This window comes from Rhizobium sp. CC1099 (assembly GCF_029714385.1).
Taxonomy (GTDB): domain Bacteria; phylum Pseudomonadota; class Alphaproteobacteria; order Rhizobiales; family Rhizobiaceae; genus Rhizobium.
In genome coordinates this window covers 581,314-594,478 of the sequence record NZ_CP121641.1, presented here as the reverse complement: position 1 = coordinate 594,478, position 13,165 = coordinate 581,314, and the positions used below count along the sequence as shown (strand labels likewise).

The window sequence follows — 13,165 nt, the reverse complement described above, 5'->3', positions numbered from 1 at the left end:
CCGAAGCCGCGCCGCGATATCAGAAGACAACCTTTTCCAAGGGAGGCCGCGTGGCCTCGAATTCCTTCAGCTTCGCCTCGTTCTCGGCAATGTAATTGCGGTTGTCCGGTGTCGAATACTGGTTCTTGGAAACCTGGATCTGCATGACGAAGAGTTCGTCCCAGCGGAAGCCTATTTCGGAGCCGGCGAGATAGAATTCCCACATCCGGAAGAAGCGCTCGTCGTAAAGAGCGACGGCTTCCGCCTTGCGCGCCATGAAGCGCTCGCGCCAATGGCGGAGCGTATAGGCATAATGCAACGGCAGGACCTCGATGTCCCGGATCAGCAGCCCGGCCTTCTCGATTGCAGGCACCGTCTCGCCGATCGATGGGATGTAGCCCTGTGGGAAAATGTATTTCTCGATGAAAGCATTTGTCGCAAAGCTCGGCTTCGGCCGGGCGATGGAGTGAAGGAGCATGACGCCATCGTCGGCGAGAAGTTCATGCACCTTGCGGAAGTATTTGTTGAAATTGCCGATGCCGACATGCTCGAACATGCCGACCGAAACGATGCGGTCGAACTTCATGCCCGTCATCGTGCGGTAATCCTGCAACTCGAAGCGGACGCGATCGGCGAGACTGCGCTTTTGGGCGCGCTCGCGCGAGATCTTCAGTTGCTCTTCGCTGAGCGTGATGCCGGTGACGTCAACGCCCTTTGTCGATTCCGCCAGATACATCCCCATGCCGCCCCAGCCGGAGCCGATTTCCAGAACACGCTGGTTGGGCTCCAGCAGAAGCTTGGCTGCGATATGGCGCTTCTTGGCGACTTGTGCTTCCTCCAGGCTGATGCCCGGCGGGTCGAAATAGGCGCAGGAATATTGCCAGTCCTCATCAAGGAAGAGTTCGAAAAGCTTTTCCGACAGGTCGTAATGATGAGCCACATTGCGCTTGTTGTGATTGACCGGCAGCCGGCTCTTCAGCTGCTGCAGTGCGATGCGGCCGACCAGAAGTGCGGCCATCGGAATATCGAAAATTTCGTTGGTGGTGTTCTGCTTCACCATCGAAAGGAAGTCGTAGATGTTGCCCTGTTCAAGAATGAACCGGCCGTCCATGTACATTTCGCCGAGCTTGAGGGTGGGGTCGCGGCGGATAAGCTTCTCCGCCTCCTCGTCGGCAACCCGGACGACGACCAGATCCCCGGTGCCATCGCCAATCGCATGTGTCTCGCCATTGGCCAGCGTGAGCTTCAGATTACCCTTGCGGATGATTTTTTGGACAATTGATAAAAATCCCGACGCCATGAAAGGCCTCGCATATGTGACAGGATGTTATGGGTTAAACTTAGTCGCTCTCGTCCGCCACACAAGCGCCGTATTTGGCAGTTCCGCAACAAGGCCGCCGAACTGTGACATTTTTGCAATGCCTGCCGTTAAGCTATTATTTTCGCTTCATGGCCTCGGCAAGGGCAGCGCCGAAGGCGCCTTGGGTTTCCTGTTTCGGGACAGCCGGACGCCGGTCGTTTTGCGGCCGTGCGCCCTGATTTACACGGGGCTCGCCGCGGGGCGCTGAAGCCGAGGAGCCATCGTCTTTGCGCATCGAAAGACCGATGCGCTTGCGTTTTGCATCGACTTCGACGACCCGCACCTTAACGACATCGCCGGCCTTCACAACTTCGTGAGGATCTTTGACGAAGCGGTCGGCAAGCTGCGAGACATGCACCAGGCCGTCCTGATGCACGCCGATATCGACGAAGGCGCCAAAGGCCGCAACGTTGGTCACCGTGCCTTCCAGCATCATGCCGGGCTTGAGATCGGAGATTTCGTTGACGCCTTCTGCGAAGGTTGCCGTCTTGAAGCTCGGGCGCGGATCGCGGCCGGGCTTTTCCAGTTCGGCGAGGATATCCTTGACCGTCGGCAGGCCGAACTTCTCGTCGATGAACTGCCGCGGATCAATCGATTTCAGCGCCACGCTGTCGCCCATCAGCGACCGCAGGTCGCGGCCGCAGGCGGCAACGATCTTCTTTGCCACGCCATAGGCTTCTGGATGCACCGAGGACGCGTCGAGGGGCTCCTTGCCGTTCGGGATGCGCAGGAAGCCTGCCGCCTGCTCGAAGGTGCGGTTGCCGAGACGCGCGACCTTGAGCAGGTCGCGGCGGCTTTGGAAGGGACCGTTCTGGTCGCGATGGACGACGATGGCTTCGGCAATCGACGGGCCGAGGCCGGAAACGCGTGAAAGCAGCGGCGCCGAAGCCGTGTTGAGATCGACGCCGACGGCATTCACCGCGTCTTCGACGACAGCGTCCAGCGAGCGCGACAGCTTCTGTTGGTCGACGTCATGCTGATACTGGCCGACGCCGATCGATTTCGGCTCGATCTTGACAAGTTCGGCCAGCGGATCCTGCAGGCGGCGGGCGATGGAAACCGCGCCACGCAGCGACACGTCGAGATCCGGAAATTCAGCTGCGGCGGTCGCGGAGGCGGAATAGACCGACGCGCCGGCTTCCGAAACGATGACCTTGGTGGGCTTTGCGCCCGGAAGATCGGCCAGCATGTCGGCCACCAGCTTTTCGGTTTCGCGGCTTCCAGTGCCGTTGCCGATGGAGATCAGTTCGACATTGTGCTTAAGGATCAGCGCGGTGAGTTCTGCCTGAGCGCCTCGCACGTCGTTCCGCGGCTGGAAGGGATAGACCGTGGAGGTCGCAACGACCTTGCCGGTGCCGTCGACCACTGCGACCTTGACGCCAGTGCGGATGCCAGGATCGAGGCCCATCGTGGCGCGCGATCCGGCAGGCGCCGCCAGCAGCAGATCCTTCAAGTTTCGCGCAAAGACGTGGATCGCCTCCTCTTCGGCGCGTTCGCGCAGTTCGCGCATCAGGTCGAGAGACAGCGACATGGAAAGTTTGACGCGCCAGGTCCAGCTTGCGACATCCATCAGCCAGCGGTCGCCGGGGCGGCTCGCGCCGATTTCATAGGCAGCAGCGATCATGCGCTCGACAGGTTTGTTGGGAGAGGCGGTCTCGGCATCGGCCTCGATCGTCAGCGTCAGCACTTCCTCGTTCCAGCCGCGCAGCATGGCGAGTGCGCGATGGCCGGGCGCGGTCGCCCAGCGCTCCGAATGGTCAAAATAGTCGGAGAACTTCTCGCCGGCCGTCTGCTTGCCATCCACGACCTTGGCCTTCACAAACGCGGCGCTGCGCATATGGGCACGGAGCTTGCCGAGCAAATCGGCATTTTCCGCAATGCCTTCGGCGACGATATCGCGTGCGCCTTCGAGCGCCGTCTTCGCATCCGGCACATCGGCAGTGATATAGCCCTCCGCCAGCACCGCCGGTCCCTTCGAGCGATCGGCGAGGATCGCGTCGGCCAGCGGTCCGAGGCCGCGCTCACGGGCGATCTCGGCACGGGTACGGCGCTTCGGTTTATAGGGCAGGTAGAGATCCTCGAGCTCTGCCTTGGTGGCGGCGCCGACGATCTTGCCCATCAATTCGTCGGTCATCTTGCCCTGGCCGGCGATCGATTCGACGATCGTGTCGCGGCGGGCTTCCAGTTCGCGCAGATAGACGAGGCGTTCTGCCAGATTGCGCAGTTGCGTATCATCCAGGCCGCCCGTCACTTCCTTGCGGTAGCGCGCGATGAAGGGAACGGTCGCGCCCTCGTCAAGCAGATCGATCGCGGCTTTGGCCTGGTCCGGCCGGGCATTGATTTCGGAGGCGATGACTGCGGCAAGCGAGCGGAGGTCTGCGGCCATGGGATTTCCTGAACTAACGAAGGTAGCGGGACCATAGCGGCGAAAAGCGGCAAGGCAATGCCCGGCAGAGCTTTCCACAGCAGACTGACGCCTTCATACAGGTTTGCGCTCGCAGCCATCCGACCCTTCGGGCCACCTTTTCCCCGCTGGGGAGAAGGGACGACAAAGCGCAGCGGCCTCATTTCCTTCTCCCCGAGGGACAAGGTGCCCGGCAGGGCGGATGCGTGGGCCGCGCGACGCAGAAGGGCGATTGCCTCCTCACTTGGCGCGCCTGGATTTCCCGTTTTTGCGGTTGTGCAGATGCGGCATTCTTTGGTAGCAGAGGCGACCGTTTTGGACCGCCCCCTAAAGGAGGCAAGGAAAAGTGACATGCCCGATCTGCTTCTAGAACTTCGCTCCGAGGAAATTCCGGCCCGCATGCAGCGCAAGGCTGCCGGCGACCTGAAGAAGCTCGTCACCGATGCGCTGGTGGAGGCAGGACTTTCCTATGAGGGCGCGCGCGAATACTGGACGCCGCGCCGCCTGACGCTTGATATCCGCGGACTGACTGCCCGCTCCGCCGATGTGCGCGAAGAGCGCAAGGGCCCGCGCACCGATGCCAACGAAAAGGCGATCGAAGGCTTTTTGCGCGGCGCCGGCCTTTCCTCGATTTCCGAGGCGCAGGTGAGTAGCGACCCGAAAAAGGGCGATTTCTACATTGCCGTGATTTCAAGGCCCGGCCGCGCTGCGGAAGAGATCATCAGCGACGTTATGCCCGGCATCATCCGCGATTTCCCCTGGCCGAAATCCATGCGCTGGGGCAAGGCGTCCTCCAAACCTGGCTCGCTGCGCTGGGTGCGCCCGCTGCAATCGATCGTCTGCACTTTCGGCACCGAGCATGAGGAAACCTCCGTCATCCCCTTCGAGATCGACGGCATCGTCGCCTCCAATGTGACTTACGGGCACCGTTTCCATGCGCCAGGCGCCATCACCGTCAAGCGTTTCGACGACTATGCCGCGAGCCTCGAAAAGGCGAAGGTCATCCTCGATGCCGAGCGGCGCAAGAACATCATCCTGCATGATGCCCGCGACATCGCCTTTGCCGGCGGACTGGAACTGGTCGAGGACGACGGTCTGCTGGAGGAAGTCTCCGGCCTCGTCGAATGGCCGCAAGTGCTGATGGGCAGCTTCGAGGAGGATTACCTCTCGATCCCCTCCGAAATCATCCGGCTGACGATCAAGACGAACCAGAAGTGTTTCGTAACGCGCAAACAGGGCGAAGAGACGCTTTCGAACAAGTTCATCCTCGTCTCCAATGTTGAGGCGACCGACGGCGGCAAGGAAATCATCCACGGCAATGGCAAAGTCGTCCGCGCCCGCCTTTCAGACGCGCTACATTTTTGGAAGCGCGACCAGGGAAACTTGCCGGACCTCGAAACGCTGGAGGCATCGGCGAAGAAATTCGGGCTTGATCTGAGGAAGCCGCTCGATCAGCGGATGGCGAAGCTCGATGCGCTGCATGTGACGTTCCACGCGAAAATCGGAACGCAGGGCGAGCGGGTAACACGCATTCGCACCCTTGCCGGCGAAATCGGTAAAATCGTCAATGCAGATCCCCTAAAGGTCAGTCGGGCCGCAGCGTTGGCAAAGGCGGACCTGCGAACTGAGGTCGTGGGCGAATTCCCCGAACTACAGGGTGCAATGGGGAAGAAATATGCGCTGCTGCAAGGTGAAGATGAAACAGTGGCGGCGGCACTGGAGGACCATTATAAGCCTCAGGGTCCTACCGACCGAGTGCCTACCGACCATGTTGCCATAACCATAGCGCTTGCTGACAAGATCGACACACTTGTATGGTTTTGGCGAATAAACGAAAAACCAACCGGTTCAAAGGATCCGTTCGCGTTAAGAAGGGCAGCGCTAGGATCGATACGGCTGCTGTTGGAACGGGGAATCAGAGCATCCCTCATCCCGCTGTTTCGCTCTGCATTTCGTAGCGAATGGGCTGTGGCCATTGCTAGCCATGAAGCTTCGATAAGCCTCTTCGAGCTTAAAATCCAACAGGATAACGAAAGACTCGACCACGAGAGGCTCGTACAAGAACAGCGCGAAGCTATCAAATATTGCAAGAATTATCTTGCTGACGGCCATCCAAAGACAATCGAAGAAGAATATGAGCTGGCAATCAACCTCCTCTCCTTCTTCCACGACCGCCTCAAGGTCTATCTCCGCGACCAGGGTGCTCGCTACGATCTGATCGATGCCGTCGTCACATCCGAGGCCGACGACCTTCTCATGATCGCCCGCCGCGTCGAGGCGCTGACGGCTTTCATTACCTCGGAAGACGGCAAGAACCTCCTGGTCGGCACCAAGCGCGCCACGCAGATTCTGGCCGCCGAGGAGAAGAAGGGCACCGTCATCGCCGACGGCGTTTCGGAAAAGCTGTTCCGGCTGGATGCCGAAACGGAGCTCTTTGCCGCCATCGCCAAAGCCTCGACCGAGGCTTCCGCCGCAATCGCCAGGGAAGACTTCCGCTCGGCTATGGAGGCGCTTTCGAAGCTCCGCATCCCGGTCGACCGCTTCTTCGACGACGTGCTCGTCAACGACGAGGACGCGGCGATCCGCGCCAACCGCCTCGCCCTTCTGCGGCTGATCCGCGAAGCGACGGGGACGGTTGCGGACTTCTCGAAGATCGCAGGGTAACGGTTTCGGACTAGCCGCGGCCCCGGCGGCAACCTCGGCACCTCATTCCTGTGCTTGTGACAGGTTCTGTTGCCCTTTGAATGAGGTCTCCCACGCGATGGACATGCGCTGCTGGATCCCTGCGACAGGCACAGGGATGAGGTGGAGGAAAAGCGCATCCCACTGGTCATTCACCAGCGCGCGCGCTATCAGACAATCATGACCACCAAAATCCTCGTCAGCGCCTGTCTCATGGGCCATGCCGTCCGTTATGACGGCCGGGCGAAGCCCCTGGCACATCCGGCGCTCGAGCGGTGGCGGGCGGAGGGAAGGCTGGTGACGATCTGTCCGGAGATGTCGGCAGGCATGCCGGTGCCGCGGCCGCCGGCGGAAATCGAGGGCGGCGCGAGCGGCAAGGACGTGCTGTCGGGAGCAGCACGTGTGTTGGAGATCACCGGAGGCGATGTGACGGCTGCATTCCGAGAAGCGGCGCAGAATGCGCTCAGGCTGGCTCAGGAGACGGGCTGCACCCATGCGCTACTCATCGACGGCAGCCCCTCGTGCGGTTCCGGTTTCATTTATGATGGGTCTTTCAGCGGAGCGCGGCGGGACGGCAATGGTGTTACAGCTGCCCTGCTGAAGCGCGCGGGAATCCAGGTCTTCTCGGACCGGGAGATCGACCGGCTGGTGGAAAGCCTCGCGACGCCCGTCTGATCAAAAGGCATGTCCTTGTGCTCGGCCGACGAAACTGAATCATGTTTCTTGTATGATTACTCAGGTTGCATGAGTACTTTGAAATCAATTGAAATAAAGAATGCGCTCCTGCTTCTCTTCAGGAGCGCATTCAATCCGCCATACGGCGGACCCCGTACGACCAAAACCTTGGCCGGGTCAGGGGCAGGGAACTAAAATCACATCCTTAGCTTAAAGTCGGAAACGTCGAGCGGCGCGGTTTGTTCCGCAGGAGCGGACATACCTGCAACAACAGGCTTCGCATCGCCGCCGATGACAGAGGTAGTTGCCGTCGGGTCGATGCCTTCGACGGGGACCGTCACCTTGAAGGCGGCCAGGACTTCAGGGGTTGCCTTGGTCACGAAAACGACGGGCGAGCCGCCCATCCAGCCTTCGGTACGGTAGAGCTTCTGCTCTCCGGCAACATCGCGGAGCGCGCTGGCCTGGATGGCGCCGGGCGGCAAGGCCGGGACTGTGTAATCCTTCTTGCGTTCGGTCGATTGCAGCGGCGGGCAGGTCGTGCAGGTCTCGCTCACGATGCTTTCACCGCCGGTGCGCGGTGTCTTGCCGATCACCTCGATCGAGGATGCCATCGCCGAGCCGGCTGCCAGAAGAATTGCCGCACCGAGAATGAATTGACGCATGGAAACTGCTCCGACTTACTATGGGAACAGAATAGCGCGCCTTTATTTCCATCCCGTCAGGGGAAAGGGTAAAAATTTAGGGAACTGACCCGATTTCGGGCCAGAGTTAAGCTTTTTCGCGCTCGATCGCCCGCCAGCCGATATCGCGGCGGCAGAAACCGTTTTCCCATTCCACCTTGTCGAGCAGCGCATAGGCGCGGCTCTGCGCTTCCCCGACTGATCGGCCGGTGGCGGTCACGTTCAGCACACGGCCGCCGGTCGCGACAAGCTCTCCGTCCTTCAAAGACGTGCCGGCATGGAATACTTTCGCGCCATCGCCTGCCTCCGGCAGCGAGAGGATCGGCGTGTTCTTCTCGTAGGAGCCCGGATACCCCCTAGAGGCCATCACGACGGTCAGCGCCGGATCGTCGCTCCACTCGGCTGTAACCTTGTCGAGCGTGCCTTCGGCCGCTGCCAGCAGCAGCGGCAGCAGATCGCTCTTCAAGCGCATCATCAGTACCTGGCACTCGGGATCGCCGAAGCGGACATTGTATTCGATGAGTTCCGGGCCCTTTGCCGTAATCATCAGCCCGGCGAAGAAAACACCGGAGAAGGGATAGCCGCTTTCGGCCATGCCGCAGATCGTCGGCTCGATGATTTCCTTCATCGTCCGTTCGATCATCTCGGCCGTCATCACCGGAGCCGGCGAATAGGCGCCCATGCCGCCGGTGTTGACGCCGGTATCACCCTCGCCCACACGCTTGTGATCCTGTGCGGTCGCCAGCGGCAGGGCGTTGCTGCCATCGCAGAGGCAGAAGAAGCTTGCCTCTTCACCGTCGAGATAAGCCTCGATGACGACCTCGGCGCCGGCTGCGCCGAACGCACCCTCGAAGCAATCGTCGACTGCGGCAAGCGCCTCCTCGACGGTCATCGCCACCGTCACACCCTTGCCGGCGGCAAGACCATCCGCCTTGACGACGATCGGGGCGCCTTTTTCGCGGATATAGGCCTTTGCCTTCGGGGCGTTGTTGAAGCGCCGGTAGGCACCGGTCGGGATGTTGTAGCGGGCGCAGATATCCTTGGTAAAACCCTTGGAACCTTCGAGCTGGGCTGCTGCAGCGGAGGGACCGAAGACCTTCAGCCCATCGGCTCGCAGGCGGTCGGCAAGGCCGGCAACCAGCGGCGCCTCGGGGCCGACGACGACAAAGTCGATCGCCTTTTGCGCGCAGAAGGCGGCGACTGCCTCGTGATCTTCAACCTTCAGGGAAACGAGCCTCGCATGTTCCGCAATGCCCGGGTTGCCCGGCGCGGCATAGAATTCCGTCATCAGCGGCGATTGTGCCAGCTTCCAGGCAAGCGCATGCTCGCGTCCGCCCGAGCCGATCAACAGAACCTTCATGCCTGATCCTTTCCGTTTTCTGTCTGGCGGTTAAGGGGCGGGAAGCCAAAGGTCAAGCGGGAAAGCTCACCAGCCGCCACCGCCGCCGCCGCCACCGCCACCACCCGAAGAACCGCCGCCACCGGAAAAACCGGACGAGGAACTGGAGGGCGCAGGCGAGGGAATGGTCGAGGCGATCGTGGACGCCATCGACGACGAGAAGCCGCCGATGCGGTCGGAGAAGCTGCCGCTGCTGAAGTTGCCGGAATACCAGGACGGGGCATAGGCCGCAGCCGCACCGGCAGCGGCCGCCGCGAGCCAGGTTTCGAAGGTGCGCGTCCAGGGCTTCTCGACACCCAGCGCAACCGCATAGGGCAGCAGCCTCTCAAAATGTTGGGGCGACATTTCCGGCGCACCGGCCATGTTCATCCGGTCCTTCTCGGCAAGCGTCAGATACTGACGAAGGCCGTCGATGCCATCCATGATCTTCGAACCAAGCGGCGTCGGCGCACCCATGATGAAGACATAGAGCAGGTTGAGCAGCACGATGCCGCCGACGGCAAAGAGCATCGGCGTCTCGTGGAATTCCAAGAGCGTGGAGAAAAGCGCCAGAGCCAGCGATGAAACGATGCTGAAGCCGACAAAAACGATGACGGCGATCGCGATCACAGCGGCGATCTTGCCGCCCAGGGACTGGCCAGGGCGGAACGACCGTGCAAAGCCGGCCACGAAGATGGCGACGAAGACAGAAACGACGATCGGGATGATCATCAAGACGATCGCATCGGGTTCCAGCGTGCCGAAAACGAAGAGCGCGACAAGTGCGGCAGCGCTGAGCGCGACGCCGCCGGTCGTATAGCCGGTATTTGAATTGTAGTATTTGCCGCGATGTTCCCGCTCGATCGCCGAGCGGAAGCTTTGGCCGACCGACTTCACGCGTTCGCCGTTTGCCTTGTCGATCGTCAGCGAGCCCTTGTTGGCGACGGCGCTCAGGAGGCTGGTTTCGCCGGCTTCCAGCTTCTCCTTACCCACCGGCTTTTCCGTGCGGCGTACGATGATCGATTGCCTGAGGTCTTCAAGTACGACATAGCCGCGAACCGCCAGGTCCAGCGCCGTTGCCGAAAGCGCCGTCCAACCCCCGCCTGAAATGCCCTTGTTGTCGATGTAGTTGACGAGCGCCGGCGAGATGCCTTCGGGAGGATCCCAGCGCGGCACAAGGACGCCGCGGGAAGGGTCGCGTCCGACCTTCAGCCAGGAGCGGGTGTAGTAAAGGAAAACAAGGAGGAGGCCGCCGAAACCGATGAAATAGTCGCGGTTGTCCTTCAGCCACCAGATGTTCTGATCGGATTCGCTCGGCGGATCGATCGCGCCTTTCGGAAGCTTGACGGCAATCGTCAGACCTTCGTTGGCATCGAGCGGCATGGTCGTCGAGAAGACCGGCCGGGCATTGCCGCCTGAAATCCGGGCATTCTTGTCCTTTGCGCCAAGCGCACCGGTGAAGACATTCGTATCGGTTGCGGTGACACCATCTGGCAGGTTCACGGTCGCGGTCGCGGCCATGATCGGGAAGATCCAGCCGTTACCGGTCACATTCCAATAGAGTTCGTCGTGATCGGCGAAATAGCGGATCTGGCGATTGGTGGTGTAGGTGAAGGCATATTGATGGCGGCCTGGTGGAAGCATGACGTCTTCCGACCCAGCATAGATACGGATGCCGCCGGAGACGGATTCCGTCTTCCACGGCTCGTCCTTGCCGTCGCGTTTCACCGATACAACGTCGAAGTCGACGCTGCGGCGGCGACCTTCTTCATCGACGAAAGTCAGCGGAAAGTCGCGGAAGATGCCGCGCCGGATCCGATTGCCCTCGGCATTGACGGTGATTGTCTCGGTCACCGTCATAGCGCCGCTCTTTTCGAGCCTTATATCCGATGCGAAGGAGTTGATGACCTCCGCGGCACTTGCCCCATATGCTGCAAGCGCCAGAAACAGAATGAAGCAAAGGCCGAAATGCCGCCGGATCATCATACCTCTCCCCGCCGGCGGCGCGCTGCCGCCTCAGACAATGTCAGCCCTCGTTCGCATATTTGACGCCCAGTCCTGCCAGCGTCCGCCAATAGGCAGGGAACGTCTTGCCGACGCAGTCCGGATCGAGGATCGTGATGCCGTCGATCTTCAGCCCGGCGAGCGCGAAGCTCATGGCGATGCGGTGGTCGGCGAAAGTGTCGATCTCGGCAGGAAGACGCCTTCCGGCAAGCGACGGATCAGACTGGACGATGAGATCGTCGCCTTCCTCGCGTGCCAGATCCGGGCGAATCTGCGTCAGGCCGGTCGACAGCGCGCGGATGCGATCGCATTCCTTGACGCGCAGATTGGCAATGCCGACGAAATGGACGGGCGTTTCGTTGAAGGCGGCAAGGACTGCGAGCGTCGGAACCGCGTCCTGCATCTGCGAGCCGTCGATTTCAGCCGGCAGGCGCGGGAATTTGGCGATCATCTCATAGGCGCGCGCATCTGGCTGCGTGAAGGCGCCGTTCGGCACGCCGAGATCGATGGAGCCGCCGGTCAGGACTTCGGCAGCCCAGAGATAAGTTGCCGCCGACGCATCCGGCTCGATGACGAAATCGGCCGCCGTGTAGCCGGTCGGCTCGACGCGCCAGGTGACCGCGCTCGTCTTCTCGACCTTGGCGCCGAAGGCTCGCATCGCGGCGGTCGTGAGATCGATGTAGCCGAGGGCACCGATGTCCTCGCCGAGGAGTTCAATATCCACCGGGCGGTCGCCTCCGGCCGCCATCATCAGCAGCGCGGACACATACTGGCTGGAGAGACCGCCATCGATCCCGATACGGCTCGCCTCGAAGCGGCCTGTGCCCTTCACGGTTACAGGCGGGCAGCCGGTTTCGGCCGTCGCATCGATTCCGAGAGACCGCAACGCATCAACGAGCGGGCCGATCGGGCGCTTGCGCATGTGCTGATCACCGTCGACGACGACGGTGCCATCAACGAGTGCGGCAGCGGCCGTCAGGAAGCGTGTTGCAGTGCCGGCATTGCCGAGGAAGAGCGGCGCTTTCGGCGCCAGCAGCTGGCCGCTTCCGGTGACGACGAAGCTCGTATCGTCCGGTTCGTCGATGACGACGCCCATGGCGCGCAGCGCATCCGCCATGTAGCGCGTATCGTCGCTCTTCAGCGCGCCGGTCAGGCGGCTGATACCCTTGGCGAGGCCAGCCAGGAGCAGTGCGCGGTTGGTGATCGACTTCGAGCCCGGCGGCACGGCGCGCCCCACGAGCGGAGCCTTAGCCGGGATGATGGTGAGTTTCTTGTCCTTGCTCATGACGCTTGTCTATTCCGTCCATTGCGCTAGCCGCCCTGCGGCCTTGACCGGCCCTGCTCATAGCAGCTTTTGCGCAAAGGCAAACGCCCATATCAGAATTTGACGGCCGGAACGGCGCGGTCGGCCTCGTTGGTGATCTCGAAATATTCCCGCTCCTGGAAGCCGAACTGCCCGGCGACCAGATTGGAGGGGAAGCTTTCAACCTTGACGTTGAGATCACGGGCAGCGCCGTTGTAATACCGGCGTGCCATCTGGATTTCGCTTTCCATGGTCTCGAGCGAGGCCTGAAGCTCGGAGAAGTTCTCGTTCGCCTTCAGGTCCGGATAGGCTTCGGCTAGCGCCAAAACACGGCCGAGCGCCTGGCCGAGAAGGCCTTCCGCTTGCGCCCTGCCCGCTACATCGCCAGAAGGCACCGCCTGCGCCTTGTTGCGCAGCTCAACGACCTCTTCCAGCGTGCTCTTTTCGTGGGTAGCGTAGCCCTTGACGGTCTCGATGAGGTTTGGGATCAGATCGGCGCGGCGCTTCAGCTGCACGTCGATGCCGGACCAGGCCTCTTCGGCCATCTGCCGGGCGCGGACAAGACCGTTATAGATAAAGACAAGATAAAGCGCGATCAGAACGATCACACCGAGAACGATATACATCGCGAATCCCCCGCAACGACGCAAAGTCTGGACGGAGACTATGCGGCTTCCGCTGGATTGTCATCCCGCGTTTC

General features: G+C 61.3%; 9 protein-coding genes. 2 read left to right on the top strand and 7 right to left on the bottom strand.

All coding sequences use genetic code 11. From position 1 onward, the window contains the following. Positions 1-19 precede the first annotated feature (19 nt). Together QA644_RS02895 and QA644_RS02890 are read right to left on the bottom strand one after the other, a co-directional pair. On the bottom strand, positions 20-1,279 hold the full coding sequence (locus QA644_RS02895; RefSeq protein ID WP_283071004.1) for a cyclopropane-fatty-acyl-phospholipid synthase family protein: 1,260 nt from the start codon (positions 1,277-1,279) through the stop codon (positions 20-22). A 136-nt stretch (positions 1,280-1,415) separates the two neighbouring features. After that, positions 1,416-3,725 carry a Tex family protein gene (locus tag QA644_RS02890; RefSeq protein WP_283071003.1) on the bottom strand — a complete coding sequence of 770 codons (2,310 nt, stop codon included), beginning with the start codon at positions 3,723-3,725 and terminating at the stop codon, positions 1,416-1,418. A 369-nt stretch (positions 3,726-4,094) separates the two neighbouring features. On the opposite strand from QA644_RS02890, the gene glyS reads away from it, so the two are divergent. Both glyS and QA644_RS02880 read left to right on the top strand, forming a co-directional pair. Next, complete coding sequence (gene glyS, locus QA644_RS02885; protein WP_283071002.1) at positions 4,095-6,407, top strand: glycine--tRNA ligase subunit beta; 2,313 nt, start codon at positions 4,095-4,097, stop codon at positions 6,405-6,407. A gap of 198 nt (positions 6,408-6,605) precedes the next feature. Next, a complete protein-coding gene (locus QA644_RS02880; RefSeq protein ID WP_074070182.1) occupies positions 6,606-7,100 on the top strand; it encodes a DUF523 domain-containing protein in 495 nt (164 codons plus the stop codon). A gap of 197 nt (positions 7,101-7,297) precedes the next feature. On the opposite strand, the gene QA644_RS02875 is transcribed toward QA644_RS02880, so the two are convergent. From QA644_RS02875 to QA644_RS02855, 5 genes are all read right to left on the bottom strand, one after another. After that, entirely contained in the window at positions 7,298-7,762 is a 465-nt protein-coding gene (locus tag QA644_RS02875) for a plant virulence effector HPE1-like domain-containing protein (protein ID WP_283070999.1), read from the bottom strand. A gap of 106 nt (positions 7,763-7,868) precedes the next feature. Then, the gene (gene purD / locus QA644_RS02870) at positions 7,869-9,140 is read right to left on the bottom strand and encodes a phosphoribosylamine--glycine ligase (protein ID WP_283070998.1); all 1,272 of its coding nucleotides are present in this window, start codon (positions 9,138-9,140) and stop codon (positions 7,869-7,871) included. A 66-nt stretch (positions 9,141-9,206) separates the two neighbouring features. Next, positions 9,207-11,141, bottom strand: a complete 1,935-nt coding sequence (locus QA644_RS02865) for a DUF2207 domain-containing protein (protein ID WP_283070996.1) — start codon at positions 11,139-11,141, stop codon at positions 9,207-9,209. A gap of 43 nt (positions 11,142-11,184) precedes the next feature. Further along, positions 11,185-12,447 carry a 3-phosphoshikimate 1-carboxyvinyltransferase gene (aroA, locus tag QA644_RS02860; protein ID WP_283070994.1) on the bottom strand — a complete coding sequence of 421 codons (1,263 nt, stop codon included), beginning with the start codon at positions 12,445-12,447 and terminating at the stop codon, positions 11,185-11,187. A 92-nt stretch (positions 12,448-12,539) separates the two neighbouring features. Then, positions 12,540-13,091, bottom strand: a complete 552-nt coding sequence (locus QA644_RS02855) for a LemA family protein (RefSeq protein WP_283070992.1) — start codon at positions 13,089-13,091, stop codon at positions 12,540-12,542. Positions 13,092-13,165 lie beyond the last annotated feature (74 nt).